This window comes from Nocardioides pini, from assembly GCF_026712185.1.
GTDB lineage: Bacteria > Actinomycetota > Actinomycetes > Propionibacteriales > Nocardioidaceae > Nocardioides > Nocardioides pini.
In genome coordinates this window covers 524,225-542,038 of record NZ_JAPPUX010000004.1, presented here as the reverse complement: position 1 = coordinate 542,038, position 17,814 = coordinate 524,225, and the positions used below count along the sequence as shown (strand labels likewise).

General features: G+C 71.8%; 18 protein-coding genes. 16 read left to right on the top strand and 2 right to left on the bottom strand.

From position 1 onward, the window contains the following. Nucleotides 1-25: 25 nt before the first annotated feature. The 8 genes from NYO98_RS15930 (at nt 26) to NYO98_RS15895 (ending at nt 7,244) form a co-directional block, all read left to right on the top strand. Nucleotides 26-1,126, top strand: a complete 1,101-nt coding sequence (locus NYO98_RS15930; protein ID WP_268112716.1) for a WD40/YVTN/BNR-like repeat-containing protein — start codon at nt 26-28, stop codon at nt 1,124-1,126. 44 nt (nt 1,127-1,170) lie between these two features. Then, nucleotides 1,171-1,629 carry an SRPBCC family protein gene (locus NYO98_RS15925; RefSeq protein ID WP_268112715.1) on the top strand — a complete coding sequence of 153 codons (459 nt, stop codon included), beginning with the start codon at nt 1,171-1,173 and terminating at the stop codon, nt 1,627-1,629. 317 nt (nt 1,630-1,946) lie between these two features. Further along, complete coding sequence (locus tag NYO98_RS15920; protein ID WP_268112714.1) at nt 1,947-2,594, top strand: helix-turn-helix domain-containing protein; 648 nt, start codon at nt 1,947-1,949, stop codon at nt 2,592-2,594. Between the two features lie 66 nt (nt 2,595-2,660). Continuing rightward, nucleotides 2,661-4,352, top strand: a complete 1,692-nt coding sequence (gene ilvD, locus NYO98_RS15915; protein ID WP_268112713.1) for a dihydroxy-acid dehydratase — start codon at nt 2,661-2,663, stop codon at nt 4,350-4,352. A 49-nt stretch (nt 4,353-4,401) separates the two neighbouring features. Next, a complete protein-coding gene (gene kynU, locus NYO98_RS15910) occupies nt 4,402-5,622 on the top strand; it encodes a kynureninase (protein WP_268112712.1) in 1,221 nt (406 codons plus the stop codon). Continuing rightward, nucleotides 5,619-6,383 carry a GNAT family N-acetyltransferase gene (locus NYO98_RS15905; protein WP_268112711.1) on the top strand — a complete coding sequence of 255 codons (765 nt, stop codon included), beginning with the start codon at nt 5,619-5,621 and terminating at the stop codon, nt 6,381-6,383. The genes kynU and NYO98_RS15905 overlap by 4 nt, the downstream gene beginning before the upstream one ends. Before the next feature lies 1 nt (nt 6,384). After that, the gene (locus tag NYO98_RS15900; RefSeq protein WP_268112710.1) at nt 6,385-6,801 is read left to right on the top strand and encodes a VOC family protein; all 417 of its coding nucleotides are present in this window, start codon (nt 6,385-6,387) and stop codon (nt 6,799-6,801) included. Continuing rightward, complete coding sequence (locus NYO98_RS15895) at nt 6,798-7,244, top strand: deoxycytidylate deaminase (protein ID WP_268112709.1); 447 nt, start codon at nt 6,798-6,800, stop codon at nt 7,242-7,244. Before NYO98_RS15900 ends, NYO98_RS15895 begins: the two co-directional genes overlap by 4 nt. Here NYO98_RS15895 and NYO98_RS15890 read toward each other — a convergent pair. Next, on the bottom strand, nt 7,228-7,680 hold the full coding sequence (locus tag NYO98_RS15890) for a DUF6973 domain-containing protein (protein WP_268112708.1): 453 nt from the start codon (nt 7,678-7,680) through the stop codon (nt 7,228-7,230). The two genes, NYO98_RS15895 and NYO98_RS15890, sit on opposite strands and share 17 nt — an antisense overlap. Before the next feature lie 25 nt (nt 7,681-7,705). Here NYO98_RS15890 and NYO98_RS15885 point away from each other — a divergent pair, with 25 nt between their 5' ends. The 7 genes from NYO98_RS15885 (at nt 7,706) to NYO98_RS15855 (ending at nt 15,423) form a co-directional block, all read left to right on the top strand. After that, on the top strand, nt 7,706-8,722 hold the full coding sequence (locus tag NYO98_RS15885; protein WP_268112707.1) for a S66 family peptidase: 1,017 nt from the start codon (nt 7,706-7,708) through the stop codon (nt 8,720-8,722). 41 nt (nt 8,723-8,763) lie between these two features. Beyond that, nucleotides 8,764-9,450, top strand: a complete 687-nt coding sequence (locus tag NYO98_RS15880) for a 4a-hydroxytetrahydrobiopterin dehydratase (protein WP_268112706.1) — start codon at nt 8,764-8,766, stop codon at nt 9,448-9,450. Nucleotides 9,451-9,702: 252 nt separating this feature from the next. After that, a complete protein-coding gene (locus tag NYO98_RS15875; RefSeq protein WP_268112705.1) occupies nt 9,703-11,460 on the top strand; it encodes an acetolactate synthase large subunit in 1,758 nt (585 codons plus the stop codon). Further along, the gene (ilvN, locus tag NYO98_RS15870) at nt 11,460-12,017 is read left to right on the top strand and encodes an acetolactate synthase small subunit (protein ID WP_268112704.1); all 558 of its coding nucleotides are present in this window, start codon (nt 11,460-11,462) and stop codon (nt 12,015-12,017) included. The genes NYO98_RS15875 and ilvN overlap by 1 nt, the downstream gene beginning before the upstream one ends. 44 nt (nt 12,018-12,061) lie before the next feature. Next, nucleotides 12,062-13,090 carry a ketol-acid reductoisomerase gene (ilvC, locus tag NYO98_RS15865; RefSeq protein ID WP_326494446.1) on the top strand — a complete coding sequence of 343 codons (1,029 nt, stop codon included), beginning with the start codon at nt 12,062-12,064 and terminating at the stop codon, nt 13,088-13,090. An 84-nt stretch (nt 13,091-13,174) separates the two neighbouring features. After that, nucleotides 13,175-14,674, top strand: coding sequence for a purine-cytosine permease family protein (locus tag NYO98_RS15860; protein ID WP_268112703.1), 1,500 nt, complete (start codon nt 13,175-13,177; stop codon nt 14,672-14,674). Nucleotides 14,675-14,718: 44 nt separating this feature from the next. Next, a complete protein-coding gene (locus NYO98_RS15855) occupies nt 14,719-15,423 on the top strand; it encodes a DsbA family oxidoreductase (RefSeq protein WP_268112702.1) in 705 nt (234 codons plus the stop codon). A 3-nt stretch (nt 15,424-15,426) separates the two neighbouring features. On the opposite strand, the gene NYO98_RS15850 is transcribed toward NYO98_RS15855, so the two are convergent. Continuing rightward, nucleotides 15,427-15,999: a YdeI/OmpD-associated family protein gene (locus tag NYO98_RS15850; protein WP_268112701.1), complete on the bottom strand. Its 573-nt coding sequence runs from the start codon at nt 15,997-15,999 to the stop codon at nt 15,427-15,429. 135 nt (nt 16,000-16,134) lie between these two features. On the opposite strand from NYO98_RS15850, the gene serA reads away from it, so the two are divergent. Next, nucleotides 16,135-17,745, top strand: a complete 1,611-nt coding sequence (gene serA / locus NYO98_RS15845) for a phosphoglycerate dehydrogenase (protein WP_268112700.1) — start codon at nt 16,135-16,137, stop codon at nt 17,743-17,745. Nucleotides 17,746-17,814: the final 69 nt, after the last annotated feature.

Below are 17,814 nucleotides of genomic sequence, written 5' to 3'. Positions count from 1 at the left end.
TCCAACCCGCCGCCGTGGAGGCCCGATGTCGCGCACGCTGCTCATGGTCGGAACCCGCAAGGGCATGTGGCTCGGGACGTCGGACGAGGCCCGCACGTCGTGGGACTGGACGGGGCCGCACTTCCCGATGGAGCAGGTCTACTCCGTCATGATCGACACCCGCGGCAGCACGCCGCGGCTGCTCGCGGGCGCCTCGTCGAGCTGGCTCGGCCCGCAGGTCTGGCGCTCCGACGACCTCGGGGCCACCTGGGACGAGACGCCGAACGGCGCCGCCCGCTTCCCCGAGGACACGGGCGCCACCCTGGCCCGCGTGTGGCAGCTGACGCCCGGCCCGTCGGCGGACGGCGACGACAACGTGGTCTGGGCCGGCACCGAGCCCGGCGCGGTCTTCCGCTCGGAGGACCGGGGCGAGACCTTCTCGCTCGTCCGCGGCCTGTGGGACCACCCGCACCGCCCCGAGTGGAACGCGGGCTTCGGCGGCCAGGCGTTCCACACGATCCTCCCGCACCCGTCGGACCCCTCACGCGTGCTGGCGGCGCTGTCCACGGGCGGGGTGTACGTCACCGATGACGGCGGTTCGTCGTGGGCGCCGTCGAACACCGGCGTGAAGGCGGAGTTCTTCCCCGGTGAGCGCAACTACCCCGAGTTCGGCCAGTGCGTGCACAAGGTCGCGCGGGACGCCGTGGACCCCGAGCGGCTCTACCTGCAGAACCACGGTGGCGTCTACCGCTCCGACGACGGGGGCGCGTCCTGGCAGGACATCGCCCCGGGGCTGCCGACCGAGTTCGGCTTCGCGATGGTCGCCCACCCCCACCGCGCCGGCACGGCCTACAACTTCCCGATCACCGGGGCCGAGGCCCGCTGGCCGGTGGACGGCAAGGCGCGGGTCTACCGCACCACCGACGCCGGCTCGACCTGGGAGCCGCTCGGGGAGGGGATCCTGCCCGACGGCTACTACACGGCCGTCATGCGCGACGCCCTCTGCGCCGACGACCACGACCAGCACGGCCTCTACTTCGGCGGCCGCAACGGCGGCGTCTGGGCCTCGCCCGACGAGGGAGCGTCGTGGCAGGAGATCCACAAGGACCTCCCTGACGTCCTCGTGGTCCGTGCCGCGCGGATCTGACGTGACGCCCACGCCGCGCCCCCGCTGAGGTCTACCCTCGCGCCATGGCCGACTTCTCCCTCTCGCGGAGCACCCGCATCCAGGCGTCCCCGGACCGGATCCACGCCCTCCTCGACGACTTCCGCGAATGGCAGAAGTGGTCGCCCTGGGAGGGGCTCGACCCCGGCCTCGACCGGCAGTACTCGGGCCCGGACCACGGTGTCGGCTCGACGTACCGCTGGGCCGGCAACAGGAAGGCCGGCGAGGGCGAGATGACCATGACCGGGTCCACCGCGACCTCGGTCGTCGTCGACCTGGTCTTCCTCAAGCCCTTCAAGGCCACCAACGTCACCCGCTTCGACCTCGCACCGGTCGGCGAGGCGACCGACGTCACCTGGACGATGACCGGCACCCGCAGCGCGATCATGTCGGTGGGCGGCAAGCTCTTCTTCGACAAGGCGATCGCCAAGGACTTCGACCGCGGACTCGCCGACCTCAAGGCCCAGGCCGAGCGGGGCGCCTGACCGCCCCGTCGCCCGCACTGGCCGGTGAGTCTCCCAGCGACTCAAGGCCCCGTTGCCCCGCTCGCACTCGTACGCCTCGCCTCTTGCCGGTGAGTCCCTGAGCGACTCATGGGCAAGCACGGGCGGGAAGGGCGGGCCAGCGGGGGTGACCTCGTGAACCGGTGCTGCCCGGATCGGGCCACACAGCATCCACAGCCCGGTTCCTCGCGGGCACGGGAACGGCGTCTGTGGACGACGGCTGACCGTTGTGGGTGCTGACCGCTGGGCTGGGAGTACGGGGCGCCCGACCGCGGGTGCCGGTACGGAGAGGCGGGGCCATGGAACGGGTGGGTCAGCAGGACGAGGAGCAGCAGGCTGGTACGGCGCAGGACGACGCGGCGACCTGGGACTGCCTGGCCAACCGGTCGCAGGCCGAGCGCGACTACTGGTTCATGGGTCCGTTCGACGGCGGGATCCCCGGCATGGTCCGCCGGGTCAGGCGCATCCTCAACGTCTCCCAGCGTGGCCTGGCCGCGATCCTGAAGGTGTCGCAGTCGGTGGTGGCGCGGTGGGAGACAGGTCGTACGAGCCCGCGTGCGTGTGTGGTCGAGCGGCTGCTGCAGCTCGCCAGGCTGCGCGCGACCGTCCTCGACGAGGACGGGCAGGAGGTCGGGCCGATGCGTGCCGACGGCGCTCGCACCCACGGGGGCAGCCGCTACCCGGCGCACGTCGACCTGCGGGCGACGGGATGGTGGGTCCCGCGGCGCCTGCGGGCCATGACGTCCGTCGAGGCCTTCGCCTGTCGTGACAGGTCGAGGCGGACGGGGGACCCGGCGGTGCGCTACCGCCTCTCGTCGTTCTGGAAGCGGGTCGAGCGCGAGCTGCACGGCACTCCGGACGACCATCCGGCGCTGGGGCAGCTGGCCGCCGAGGTGCGCTTCCTGGACGAGCGACGGGAGGCACGGTTCCAGCGGCCGGCGGCCTGACCCACCCTCCGCGACCGCGATGAGACACCGGCCGAGGAAGCAGGACGCGACCACTAGCCTGCAGGCATGACTCACGCAGCCGACGGACCCGACATCAAGCCCCGCAGCCGCGACGTCACCGACGGGCTCGAGAAGGCTGCGGCCCGGGGCATGCTGCGCGCCGTGGGCATGGGCGACGACGACTGGGAGAAGCCCCAGATCGGTGTGGCGTCGAGCTGGAACGAGATCACCCCCTGCAACCTGTCCCTCGACCGGCTCGCCAAGGCCGTGAAGAACGGGGTGCACGCGGGCGGCGGGTTCCCGCTGGAGTTCGGCACGATCTCGGTCTCCGACGGCATCTCGATGGGCCACGAGGGCATGCACTTCTCGCTCGTCAGCCGCGAGGTCATCGCCGACTCGGTCGAGACGGTGATGATGGCCGAGCGCCTCGACGGCTCCGTGCTCCTCGCCGGCTGCGACAAGTCGCTGCCGGGGATGCTCATGGCCGCCGCGCGGCTCGACCTGGCCAGCGTCTTCCTCTACGCCGGCACGATCATGCCGGGCCAGGTGGACGGCAAGGACGTCACCATCATCGACGCATTCGAGGCCGTCGGTGCCTGCCTGGCCGGCAAGATCACCCGCGAGAAGGTCGACGAGATCGAGCGCGCGATCTGTCCGGGCGAGGGCGCCTGCGGCGGGGCGTACACCGCCAACACGATGGCCAGCGTCGCCGAGGCGCTCGGCATGTCCCTGCCCGGCAGCTCGAGCCCGCCAGCGGTGGACCGCCGGCGTGACGGCTTCGCGCACAAGTCGGGCGAGGCGGTCGTCAACATGCTGCGCCAGGGCATCACCGCCCGCCAGATCATGACCCGCCCCGCCTTCGAGAACGCGATCGCGATGGCGATGGCGCTCGGCGGCTCGACGAACGCCGTCCTCCACCTGCTGGCCATCGCCCGCGAGGCCGAGGTCGACCTGACGCTCGACGACTTCACCCGCATCGGCCGCACGGTCCCGCACCTGGCCGACATGAAGCCGTTCGGCCGCTTCGTGTGGACCGACTTCGACCGCGTCGGCGGCATCCCGGTGCTGCTGCGCGCCCTGCTCGACGGCGGCCACCTCCACGGCGACGTGCTCACCTGCACCGGCAAGACGATGGCCGAGAACCTCGCCGACCTCGACCCGAAGCCGCTCGACGGCGAGATCCTGCGCCAGCTCGACCGGCCGATCCACGCGACGGGCGGACTCACCATCCTCAAGGGCACGCTCGCTCCCGAGGGGGCGGTCGTGAAGAGCGCAGGCTTCGACGACTCGACGTTCACCGGCACGGCTCGGGTCTTCGACGGCGAGCGCAAGGCGCTCGACGCGCTCGCCGAGGGCGCCATCACCGCCGGCGACGTCGTCGTCATCCGCTACGAGGGCCCCAAGGGCGGTCCCGGGATGCGCGAGATGCTCGCCATCACGGGGGCGATCAAGGGGGCCGGCCTCGGCAAGGACGTCCTGCTGATCACCGACGGTCGCTTCTCCGGCGGCACCACCGGCCTCTGCGTCGGCCACATCGCCCCCGAGGCGAGCGACGGCGGTCCCATCGCGTTCCTGCGCGACGGCGACCAGATCACCCTCGACGTCGCCAACATGACCCTCGACGTCCACGTCGACGAGGCCGAGCTGGCCGCGCGGGCCGAGGGCTGGGAGCCGCTGCCGCCGAAGTACACCCGTGGCGTCCTCGGCAAGTACCGCAAGGTCGTCCAGAGCGCCGCCCACGGCGCGGTCTGCTACTGACGCCCGGCCGGACCCACCGCACGGAACGGGCGGCCGATAGGTTGCCGTGGTGACCACTCCGATCCATCCCGGCGCAGCCGAGCTCGACGCCGCCGACCCGCTCGCCCGTTTCCGCGACCGCTTCGTCGGTGCCGCGAGCGACCTCGTCTACTTCGACGGCAACTCCCTCGGCCGACCCGTCGCCGCGACGGCCGAACGGCTCGGAGCGTTCGTCGAGAACGACTGGGGCGGCCGCCTGATCCGTGGCTGGGACGAGCAGTGGATGGAGCTGCCGACGACGCTCGGCGACGACCTGGCCCGGATATGCCTCGGTGCCGCGGCGGGGCAGACAGCGGTCGGTGACTCGACCACGGTGTGGCTCTACAAGCTGATGCGTGCCGCCGTCGACCACGCGGTGCGCACCGATCCCGGCCGCACCGAGATCGTCATCGACACCGACAACTTCCCGACGGACCGCTACGTCGCCGAGGGCATCGCTGCCGAGCGCGGGCTCACGCTGCGGTGGATCGAGGTCGACACGGCCGAGGGCGTCACCGCCGACCAGCTCCGCGAGGCGGTAGGCGAGCGCACCGCCCTCGTCGTGCTCAACCACGTCGCCTACCGCTCGGCCTGGCTCGCCGACGCGCCGGAGCTCACGCGCATCAGCCACGACGCCGGCGCGCTGGTGCTGTGGGACCTGTGCCACTCCGCCGGCGCCGTGCCCGTCGCCCTCGACGAGTGGGGCGCCGACCTGGCCGTCGGCTGCACCTACAAGTACCTCAACGGCGGACCGGGCTCCCCGGCCTTCGGGTACGTCAACGCACGCCTCCAGGACGTGCTCACCCAGCCGATCCAGGGCTGGATGGGCCACGCCGACCCGTTCCTGATGGGACCGGGCTACACCCCGGCGCCCGGCATCCGCAGGTTCATCTCCGGCACCCCGCCGATCCTCGGGATGGTGGCGATGCGCGACATGCTCGAGCTGGTCGAGGAGGCCGGCATCGAGGCGATCCGCGCCAAGTCCGTCGCCCTGACGTCGTACGCCGTCGAGCTCGCCGATGCGACCCTGCCCGAGGTCACCCTCGCCTCGCCACGCGACCCCGACCGGCGCGGCGGTCACGTCACGCTGCACCACGAACGGATGCGTGAGGTCACCGCGGTGCTGTGGGAGCGCGACGTGATCCCCGACTACCGCGACCCCGGCGGCCTGCGGATCGGCCTGTCCCCGCTGTCCACCTCCTTCGACGAGGTCGAGCGCGGCATCGCCGCGGTGGCGGAGGCGCTGCGATGACCGGTCCGGTGGGGGTGCGGCTCTCGGCGACCCGGACCCGGTCGACCAACGACCACGGCCAGCCGCTGGGGCGACCCGTCGAGTGGACGGGGGCGACCGCGCCGGCGAAGGACGTGGTGCTCGAGGGCCGGGGGGTCCGGCTCGAGCCGATCGGGCTGCAGCACGTCGACGACCTGTTCACCGCACTGTGCCGCGAGGCGGACGACCCGCTGTGGACCTACTCCGTCTGGGAGCGGCCACGCACGCGCGAGGAGCTGGCCGCGATCGTCGAGAACATGGTCGACGCGCCGGCGGTGGTGTCCTTCGCGATCGTGGCACGCGAGGTCGACGCGGCCGTCGGATTATGCTCGCTGATGCGCATCGATCCGGCGACGGGCTCGATCGAGGTCGGCGGGATCATCTTCGGGCGGCAGCTGCAGCGCAGCCGGGCCGCGACCGAGGCGATGGCGCTGCTCATGCGCCACGTCTTCGACGACCTCGGCTTCCGCCGTCTCGAGTGGAAGTGCGACAGCCTCAACGCCCCGTCGCGCCGGGCCGCGATCCGGCTCGGCTTCATCTGGGAGGGCCGGTTCCGCAACGCCCTGGTCTACAAGGGCCGCAACCGCGACACCGACTGGTTCTCGATCACCGACCTCGAGTGGCCGCGCGTGCGCGCGGCGCTCGACGCGTGGCTCGATGACGACAACTTCGACGACACGGGCCGCCAGCGCACGCGCCTGGCAGCCCGACCGCCGGCGCCCGACCAGCAGCAGGAGGCATGAGATGGACCAGCGCGTCAGCTTCATCACCCTCGTCGTGACCGATCTCGAGGCCTCCCGGAAGTTCTACGTCGACGGCCTCGGCTGGGAGCCCGAGCTGCACGAGGCCGGGGAGGTGCTCATGTTCCGGGTCGCGGAGAAGGTGGTGCTGAGCCTCTGGGCCGAGTCCTTCTTCGTCGACGAGGTCGGCCACCACCCCGCGCGCGGCGGCGTACCCCCCATCACCCTCGCCCACAACGTCGCCACCAAGCGGGGCGTCGACACCGTCCTGGAGCAGGCGGCCGCCGCCGGCGCCAAGGAGATCGGCGAGCCGGTCGAGCGGGACTGGGGCGGCTACACCGGCTACTTCGCCGATCCCGACAGCTTCCGCTGGGAAGTCGCCTACAACCCCGGCGAGATCGGGCAGTCTGTGCTCCCGTGAGCAGCGACCTGCAGACCGTCCCCGGCTGGGACGACTACTTCCTCGGCATCGCCGACGCCGTCGCCGCCCGGGCCAAGTGCACGCGTCGCCGCGTGGGCGCGGTCCTCACCATCGACCACCGCATCATCGCGACCGGCTACAACGGGGCGGCGCCGGGTGAGGACGACTGCCTGGCCGGGGCGTGCCCGCGCGGGCAGCTCAGGTACGACGTCGTGCCCGGGCTGGGCGACTACGACCGGCCGGGCACGGAGGGCTTCTGCATCGCCATCCACGCCGAGGTCAACGCCCTGTTGTTCGCGACGCGCGACACGAAGGGCGCGACCGCCTACATCACCGACCCGCCGTGCCCGGGCTGCCGCAAGGCGCTCGCGGCGGCGGGCGTGGTGCGCGCGGTGTGGCCGGGCGGCGAGCACGACCGCGAGGGCCTCACGACCTGGGCATGACCCAGACCAGCTCCCCGCTCTCCCACAGGCCCAGCGCCACGGGCACCAGGCTGGTCATCGCCTCCGACGGCGTCAGCCCAGCGAGGTCCGAGGCGTGCTCGGACCCGTAGGCCTGCCCGGCCGCGTTGTTGTGCTCGTCGACCCGGGAGTCACGCCGGTTCGGGGTGCCGGCCTCCTGCGCGGCGGCGATCGACCGGGCGGTCTCCAGCCCGAAGCGCGCGGTGAGGACCGCCTGCCACATGAAGTGCCGCATCGCGTTGGTGCGACCGGGGATCCCGCGCCCGTGCCTCGCGGCCGCCTGCAGGGCGGCCTGCGAGATGCGCAGCACCTCGAACGCGTCCGAGGGGCCGAGGCCCGCCCTGGTCGCCGCGACGTAGAGCCGCGGGACGCCGGTCCCTGCGTGGATGGCCTGCTGCACGGCGTCACCGAAACCCATGGACACACAGTGACAGACTCGGGTCATGGCCCGACCACTCCGCTTCCCGGCCCCGCTCCGCCCCGGCGACCGCGTCGCGGTGACCGCGCCGTCCGCCGGCGTCGAGGGGCCCTCGGCGGCGCGGATCGACTTCTGCCTCGACTGGCTGCGCGGACGTGGGTACGACGTCGTGGTGGGGGAGTGCCTCTACGGCGACGGCCTCACCTCGGCCCCGGCGGAGCAGCGCGCGGCCGAGCTGACCCGGATGCTCGCCGACCCCGCGATCCACTGCGTCGTGCCCCCGTGGGGCGGCGAGACCGCGATCGACATGGTCGACCTGCTCGACTGGGACGCCCTCGCCGACGCCGAGCCCACCTGGCTCGTCGGCTACTCGGACATGTCCACCGTCCTCGTGCCCCTCACCACGCGCCTCGGCTGGGCGACCCTCCACGGCGACAACCTCGCGGACACGCCGTACGCCGTCCCCGACGGCCTGCTGCACTGGCTCGACCTCGCCGGTGGACCCGGCCCGTTCGTGCAGCGCGACTCCGGCCTCGTCGCCGAGTGGGTGAGGTTCGAGGAGGACGTGCGCGCCACCGAGTGGAGACACGTCGGCGAGGGCGGCTGGGAGGTGGAGGGCGGCGGTCGCCTGGACGTCACCGGCCGGCTGGTCGGCGGCTGCGCGGAGACGATCGCGAACCTCGCGGGCACGCCGTACGGCGACGTGCGGGCGTGGGCCGAGGGCCTGGACGAGCCCACGATCGTCTACGTCGAGGCGTGCGAGGAGCACGCGGTCAACATCTGCCGCTACCTCCACTCCCTGCGGCTGGCGGGGTGGTTCGACCGGGCGGCCGCCGTGCTGGTCGGTCGCACCAACGCGCCCGACCACGCCGACCTGACCCAGCGGGAGGCGGTGCTCGACGCCCTCGGCCGCCTCGACCTGCCGATCGTGTGGGACCTCGAGATCGGGCACGTGCCGCCGCACCTGCCGCTGGTCAACGGGGCGCTCGCCCGGGTCGCGGTCGACGGCGACACCCGGGAGATCACCCAGACCCTCGCCTGAGGGGTGGCCCGCTGTCGGTGCGGCGTGGCAGGGTCGACCGCATGGCCGACCCGAAGCAGAAGCTCACCGCGCAGCAGGTCCGCGAGACGGACGGTCTCGACGACTGGCGCCTGCTCCTCACCGGCATCCGCGCCCGGTTCCGCACCGGCGACTTCGCCACGGGGCTGGCGCTGGTCGACCGCATCGGTGCGGCGGCCGAGGAGGCCGACCACCACCCGGACGTCTCGCTGACCTACCCGGAGGTCGTCGTCACCCTCTCGAGCCACGACGTCGGCGGCGTCACCAGCCGCGACGTCGACCTCGCCCGCCGGATCAGCGGGTTCGCGGCCGAGGCGGGGGTCGAGGCCGACGTGGCCGGGCTGACCCAGATCGAGCCGGGCCTCGACACCGCGGCGGGGGAGCGGCTGGCGCCGTTCTACGCTGCGCTGCTCGGCGGCGAGGTGGGCGAGCACGGTGAGCCGGTCGACCCGAGCGGCCAGGTGCCGGGCCTGTGGTTCCAGGGGCCCACCGAGCCCAGCGAGGACGACCCCGCCCTGCCCGAGCAGGACCACGAGCAGCGGTGGCACTTCGACGTGTGGGTCCCCGAGGACGACGGCGAGCGGCGCGTGCAGGCGGCGATCGCGGCCGGCGGACGCCTCGTGAGCGACCGCTTCGCGCCGTCCTACTGGGTGCTCGAGGACGCCGACGGCAACCGGCACTGCGTCTGCACGCGCTCCGGCCGCTCCTGACCCGGAGTCGACCGGCCTCGGCCACATCGCGAGACTCGCGTTCCAGATACTGGGACGCCTGTCACACTTGCTTGACGCCGGACCGCCCCGGCGACGACGGTTGTCGCATGCGCACCGAGATTCTTGTACGCACGCGACGCGTGAGCTGAGGCCAGTCGGCCAACGCACGCGCGTCACCCCTCGTCGCCCACCGGGCCGAGGGGTTTTTTCATGGGCTCATCGCCGGACACCGCACACTTGGGAGAGAAGGACATGACGGAGCAGGGCGCACAGGGAAGCGGATCGGTGACGGGCGCGCAGAGCCTCGTGACGTCCCTCGAGGCGGCCGGTGTCACCGACATCTTCGGCATCCCGGGGGGCGCGATCCTCCCGGCCTACGACCCCCTCATGGACTCCACGCGGATCCGGCACATCCTGGTCCGCCACGAGCAGGGTGCCGGGCACGCCGCCCAGGGGTACGCCGCCGCGACCGGCCGGGTGGGCGTCTGCATGGCGACCTCGGGCCCCGGCGCGACCAACCTCGTCACGCCGCTCGCCGATGCCCACATGGACTCGGTGCCGATGGTGGCCGTGACCGGCCAGGTCGGCGCCTCGATGATCGGCACCGACGCCTTCCAGGAGGCCGACATCCGCGGCATCACGATGCCGATCACCAAGCACAACTTCCTCGTCACCGACCCGGCCGACATCCCGCACACGATCGCCGAGGCGTTCCACATCGCCTCGACCGGCCGCCCCGGCCCGGTGCTGGTCGACGTGGCCAAGTCGGCGCTGCAGGCGCAGACGACGTTCACCTGGCCCGCCGAGCTGCACCTGCCCGGCTACCGGCCGGTGACCACGCCGCACTCCAAGCAGATCAAGGAGGCCGTCCGGCTGATCCGCGAGGCCCGGCGGCCCGTGCTCTACGTCGGCGGCGGCGTCATCCGGGCCCGCGCGTCGCGCGAGCTCGCCCAGCTGGCAGCGCTCACCGGCATCCCGGTCGTCACCACGTTGATGGCCCGTGGCGCGTTCCCCGACAGCAACCCGCAGCACCTCGGCATGCCGGGCATGCACGGCACGGTCGCCGCGGTCGCCGGGCTGCAGAAGAGCGACCTGATCATCAGCCTGGGTGCCCGCTTCGACGACCGCGTCACGGGCAACCTCGACTCCTTCGCCCCCAACGCGCTGGTCGTCCACGCCGACATCGACCCGGCCGAGATCGGCAAGAACCGGCACGCCGACGTGCCGATCGTGGGGGACTGCAAGGAGGTCATCTCCCAGCTCGTCGCGCTGCTCACGGCCGAGGGCGCCGACGGCGACTACGAGGCGTGGGTGGCCTTCCTCGCCGGGCTCAAGCAGAGGTACCCGCTGGGCTACGACACGCCGGCTGACGGATCGCTCGCCCCGCAGTACGTCATCGAGCGGCTCGGCGCGATCGCCGGCCCCGAGGCGGTCTACGCCTCCGGCGTCGGGCAGCACCAGATGTGGGCGGCCCACTACGTCGGCTACGAGAACCCCAACACCTGGATCAACTCCGGTGGCCTCGGCACGATGGGCTATGCCGTCCCGGCCGCGATGGGCGCCAAGGTCGGCATGCCCGACACGACCGTGTGGGCGATCGACGGCGACGGCTGCTTCCAGATGACCAACCAGGAGCTCGCCACCTGCGCGATCAACGACATCCCGATCAAGGTCGCGATCATCAACAACGAGTCACTCGGCATGGTCCGCCAGTGGCAGACGCTCTTCTACAACGAGCGCTACTCCAACACAGACCTGCACTCCAAACGGATCCCCGACTTCGTCAAGCTCGCCGACGCCTACGGCTGCGTGGGCCTGGCGTGCGAGTCGCCCGACGAGGTCGACGCGACGATCGAGAAGGCGATGGCGATCGACGACCAGCCGGTGGTCGTGGACTTCCGGGTGCACCGCGACGCGATGGTGTGGCCGATGGTCGCCGCCGGCACCAGCAACGACGAGATCAAGTACGCGCGCGACCTGGCGCCCCAGTTCGACGAGGACGACATCTGATGAGCACCACCAGCCACAAGCACACCCTGTCCGTCCTGGTCGAGAACAAGCCCGGCGTGCTCGCCCGCATCGCCGGCCTCTTCTCGCGCCGCGGCTTCAACATCGACAGCCTCGCGGTGGGACCGACCGAGCACCCCGAGGTGTCGCGGATGACCATCGTGGTCAACGTCGACGAGTCCCCGCTCGAGCAGGTGACCAAGCAGCTCAACAAGCTCGTCGAGGTCATCAAGATCGTCGAGCTCGACGGCCCGGGGTCGGTCAACCGCGAGCTGCTGCTCGTCAAGGTCCGCGCCGACGCCGCCACCCGCGGCGCGGTGCTCGACGCCGTCCAGCTGTTCCGCGCGAAGGTCGTCGACGTCGCACCCGACGCGGTGACCGTCCAGGCGGTCGGCAACGCCGACAAGCTCGCCGACCTGCTCCGCGTGCTCGAGCCGTTCGGCATCCGCGAGCTCGTGCAGTCGGGGATGGTCGCGATCGGGCGCGGCTCGCGCTCGATCAGCGAGCGCACCCACCGCCCCGTCGCCGTACCCGCCCCGGTCTCCGCGATCGCCAACTGACCCCCCACATTTCCGCAGCACCAAACGATGAAGGAGAGCCCCCAGTGGCTGAGATGTTCTACGACGACGACGCCGACCTGAGCCTGATCCAGGGCAAGAACGTCGCGGTGATCGGCTACGGCAGCCAGGGCCACGCCCACGCGCTGTCCCTGCGCGACTCCGGCGTCGACGTCCGGATCGGGCTGCAGCCCGGCTCGAAGAGCCGCGACAAGGCGGAGGCCGAGGGCCTGCGCGTGCTCACCCCGCGCGAGGCGGCCGAGGAGTCCGACCTGATCGTGATCCTCGCCCCCGACCAGCACCAGCGCAAGCTCTACGCCGAGGAGATCGAGCCGGCGCTGACCCCGGGCGACACCCTCGTCTTCGGCCACGGCTTCAACATCCGCTTCGGCTACATCACCCCGCCCGACGGCGTCGACGTCTTCATGGTCGCCCCCAAGGGCCCCGGCCACCTCGTGCGTCGCGAGTACGTCGACGGGCGAGGCGTGCCCGTCCTCGTGGCGGTCGAGAAGGACGAGTCCGGCAAGGCCTGGGACCTCGCGCTGTCCTACGCCAAGGCGATCGGCGGCCTGCGCGCCGGGGGCATCAAGACCACCTTCACCGAGGAGACCGAGACCGACCTGTTCGGCGAGCAGGCCGTGCTCTGCGGTGGCGCGTCCCAGCTGGTGCAGTACGGCTTCGAGGTGCTGACCGAGGCCGGCTACCAGCCCGAGGTCGCCTACTTCGAGTGCCTCCACGAGCTCAAGCTCATCGTCGACCTGATGTACGAGGGCGGCATCGCCAAGCAGCGCTGGTCGGTCTCCGACACCGCCGAGTTCGGTGACTACGTCTCCGGCCCGCGGGTGATCACGCCCGAGGTGAAGAAGAACATGGAGGACGTGCTCGCCGACATCAAGAACGGCGCGTTCGCCGACCGCTTCATCACCGACATGGACAACGGGTCGCCGGAGTTCACCGAGTTCCGCAAGAAGGCCGAGAGCCACCCGATCGAGCAGACCGGTCGCGAGCTCCGCAAGCTCATGGCCTGGGTCAAGTCGCACGACTCCGACTACGTCGAGGGCACCTCCGCTCGCTGACGAGCGACGAGCCGCTGGTCGAGGAGGTCGCGCCAGGGCGCCTTCCTCGACCAGCAGCACCTCGAACGGCCCTACGATGCCGTCATGAGCAACACGACCACGCCCGCGTCGGGGCTGGAGCAGACCCGTCGCCTCGGTGTCGAGACGACCGGCATCGAGATCATCGAGGAGTCCGAGCGCACGGCGCGCCCTCGTGACCTGTTCTGGCCGTGGTTCGCGGCCAACGTGTCGGTCTTCGGGATCAGCTACGGCTCGTTCGTGCTGGGCTTCGGCATCTCGTTCGTCCAGGCCTTCGTCGTCACCGTGGTCGGCATCGTCGTGTCGTTCGCGCTCTGCGGCATCATCGCGATCGCCGGCAAGCGCGGCTCCGCCCCCACGATGGTGCTGAGCCGGGCGGCCTTCGGGGTCAACGGCCAGAAGCTGCCCGGGGTCGTGTCGTGGCTCGTCTCCATCGGCTGGGAGACGTTCCTCGCGATCCTCGCCGTCCTCGCCACGGCCACGATCTTCGACCAGCTCGGCTGGTCGGGAGGCACCACGACGCAGGTGGTCGCCACCATCGTCGTCGCGCTCCTGATCGTCTCGGCGAGCGTCGCCGGCTACCACGTGATCATGCGGATGCAGTCGGTGCTGACGTGGATCACCGGCATCGCCACGATTGTCTACGTGGTCCTCACCCTCGACGAGATCGACTGGTCGGCCGTCAGCGCGATCCCCAGCGGCAGCGCGCAGCAGATGGTCGGGGCGCTCGTCATGGTGATGACCGGCTTCGGGCTCGGCTGGATCAACATCGCCGCCGACTGGTCGCGCTACCAGCACCGCGACGCCCCGGGCGCCGCCATCGTCGGCTGGAACACCTTCGGCGGAGCGATCGCCCCGGTCCTGCTGGTGGTCTTCGGGCTGCTGCTGGCGGGCTCCTCCGAGGAGCTGTCCGCCGGGATCGTCGCCGACCCGATCGGCACGCTCGGCACCCTGCTGCCCACGTGGTTCCTCGTGCCGTTCCTCATCGCCGCCATCCTCGCCCTCGTCAGCGGCGCGGTGCTCGGCATCTACTCCTCGGGCCTGACGCTGCTGTCGCTGGGCGTCCGCATCCCGCGACCGGCGGCGGCGTTCGTCGACGGCGTGATCCTCACCCTCGGCACGATCTGGGTGGTCTTCTTCGCGGAGGACTTCCTGGGCCCGTTCCAGAGCTTCCTCATCACCCTCGGCGTCCCGCTGGCGGCGTGGGCCGGGATCATGATCGCCGACATCGCGCTGCGCAAGCGCGACTACGACGACGAGGCGCTGTTCGACGCGGCAGGGCGCTACGGCTCGGTCGACGTCACCTCGGTCCTGACGATGGTCGGAGCCTCGGTCATCGGCTGGGGCCTGGTCGTGAACAACTTCGCGACCGACGCCGAGTGGAACAACTGGCAGGGCTTCCTCCTCGAGCCCCTCGGCCTCGGCACCTACGTCGACGACCCGGCCGGTCCCTACTGGGAGGGCCCCTGGGCCTACGCCAACCTCGGCGTCCTCCTCGCCCTCGTCCTGGGCTTCGCCGTGAGCTACGTCGCCCGCCGGGCGAAGGTGCGCCACCAGGAGGCCTGAGCCGCGCGGGGAACACGCAGCTCGGGGCGCGTGTTGGTGCCGACGTGAAGATCGAGATCTGGTCCGACGTCGTCTGCCCGTGGTGCTACATCGGCAAGCGGCGCATCGAGAACGCCCTGGCCGAGTTCGAGCACGCCGACGAGGTGGAGGTGCACTGGCGCTCCTTCCAGCTCGACCCGGGTGCGCCGACCCGGCCGACGGAGAGCACGACGGTGATGCTGGCCCGCAAGTACGGCCAGTCGCCCGAGGGCGCCCAGCAGATGCAGGACCGGGTCGAGGCGGTCGCGGCCGAGGAGGGCCTGGCCTACCGGCTCTCGCAGACGCTGCACCTCAACACCGTCGATGCCCACCGGCTGATCCACCTCGCACACGAGCAGGGGGGCAACGAGCTGCAGGGCCGGGTCAAGGAGGCCCTGCTCGCGGCGTACTTCACCGAGGGACGCAACGTCGCCGACCACGCCGTGCTGCGCGAGGTCGCGCAGGCGGAGGGACTCGACGCGGTGCGGGTCGAGGAGGTCCTCGGCTCCCGGGAGTTCGAGTCCGACGTGCACGCCGACGTGGCGCAGGCACAGGCCTACGGCGCCAGCGGCGTCCCGTTCTTCGTCGTCGACGAGAAGTACGGCGTCTCCGGGGCGCAGCCGACCGAGGTCTTCACGCAGGTGCTGGAGCGGGCGTGGTCGGAGTCGCACCCCAGGATCGAGGTCTTGGCGACCGGCGACGAGTGCGGCCCGGACGGCTGCGCCGTCTGAGCGTCACTGCGACTTGACCCCCTGAGCCGCCTTCTCGGCGGTGGTCCGCACCCTCGTCGCCCTTGTCTCGGGTCGCTTGGCCAGCACGATCCACGTGAGGATCAGCTTCTGCGCGGACGGCGACCAGGAGTCCCAGTGCTCGCGCGAGCCCGGGTGGTCGTCGAACGCGGCGGCGAGGTCGTCGGGGACGACGCCGTCCTCGACGTCGTCCATCAAGGTCCACATGCCCGTCTCCTTGGCGACGGCGACCGCGGCAGCGCCGGCGGGCTCGAGCAGGCCCGCCTCCTCGAGCCGGGCGATGCGTCCCTTGTTGATGCGCGTCCACATGCTGCCCCTGCGGCGCGGGGCGAACCACTGCTTCGAGCGGTGCTCGTCGACCGGACGGACCGTCGAGTCGACCCACCCGTAGCGCAGGGCCTCCATGACGGCGTCCTCGTAGGAGAACGGGCGGTCGGCAGCCCGGCGCGGGCTCACCAGCCACACGCCCAGCGGCTGCTCGTGATGGTCGCGCAGCCACGTGCGCCACGCCTCGACCGTCGTGGCCTCGAGAAGCTCCGCGTCGTCCATCGCGCCCATGCCGGGATCGTAGGCGCCTGGTACGACGTCCGGATGCTGGGGCGGTGCGACGCGGGTCCCTCCCGCGAGTAGGGTGGGCCGGGCACAGCGTCGTGCAGTCCCCGCACACACCCTTGATCACCCGAGGACCCCGCTGTGAACGCACCTGCTCCCGCGCCCGCCGTCCGGCCCGTCGTGCTCATCGCCGAGGAGCTGAGCCCTGCCACGATCGAGGCGCTCGGCCCGGACTTCGAGATCCGGAGCTGCAACGGTGCCGATCGCGCCGAGCTCATCCCGGCGATCGCCGACGTCGACGCGATCCTGGTCCGCTCGGCCACCAAGGTCGACGCCGAGGCCCTCGCCGCGGCCAAGCGGCTCAAGGTCGTCGCCCGCGCGGGCGTCGGTCTCGACAACGTCGACGTCCGGGCCGCCACCCAGGCCGGCGTCATGGTCGTCAACGCGCCGACCTCCAACATCGTCAGCGCCGCCGAGCTCGCCGTCGCGCTCATGCTCGCCGCGGCCCGCCACATCAGCCCGGCCCACTCCGCGCTCCGCGGCGGGGAGTGGAAGCGCTCGAAGTACACCGGCATCGAGCTCTACGAGAAGACCGTCGGCATCGTCGGCCTCGGCCGCATCGGCGTCCTGGTCGCGCAGCGCCTCAGCGCCTTCGGCATGAAGGTGATCGCCTACGATCCCTACGTCCAGGCCGGGCGCGCCGCGCAGATGGGCGTCCGCCTCGTCGACCTCGACACCCTGCTGGCCGAGTCCGACTTCATGAGCGTCCACCTGCCCAAGACGCCGGAGACGGTCGGCCTGATCGGGGCCGACCAGCTCGCCCGCGCGAGGTCGAGCCTGGTGCTCGTCAACGCCGCCCGCGGCGGGATCGTGGACGAGGCTGCGCTCTACGACGCCCTCAAGACCGGCCAGATCGCCGCCGCCGGCCTCGACGTCTTCGCGAGCGAGCCCTGCACCGACAGCCCGCTCTTCGAGCTGGAGAACGTCGTCGCCACGCCCCACCTCGGCGCGTCGACCGACGAGGCCCAGGAGAAGGCCGGCGTCGCCGTCGCCCGCTCGGTCCGGCTCGCCCTGAGCGGCGAGCTGGTGCCCGACGCCGTCAACGTGCAGGGCGGCGTCATCGCCGAGGACGTCCGTCCCGGCATCCCGCTCACCGAGAAGCTCGGCCGGGTGTTCACCTCCCTCGCCGGCGAGGTGGCCCAGCAGCTCGACGTCGAGGTGCGCGGCGAGATCACGGAGTACGACGTCAAGGTCCTCGAGCTCGCCGCCCTCAAGGGGGTGTTCGCCGACATCGTCGAGGAACAGGTCTCCTACGTGAACGCGCCGCTGCTCGCCGCCGAGCGTGGCACGGAGGTGCGCCTGGTCACCGAGGCGGAGAGCCCCGACCACCGCAACCTGATCACCCTGCGGGGCACCCTCGCCGACGGCACCCAGGTGTCGGTGAGCGGCACGCTCGTGGGGATCGCGCAGAAGGAGCGGCTGGTCGAGGTCAACGGCTTCGACGTCGACATCGAGCCGACGACCCACCTCGCCTTCTTCACCTACGAGGACCGTCCCGGCATGGTCGGGGTCATCGGCGGCATCCTGGGCGACGCCGCCGTCAACATCGCGGGGATGCAGGTCTCCCGCCAGGACAAGGGCGGCGCCGCCCTCGTCGCGCTCAGCGTCGACTCCGCGATCCCGGCCGAGACGCTGGCCGAGATCGAGGCCGCCATGCAGGCGGCCTCGGCGCGCGCGGTCGACCTCTCCTGAGCCGACGGGTGCCGGCCGGGCCACCGGCCCTCGCCCACCCGTAGGGGATCCCGCAGGTCACAGTTCGGT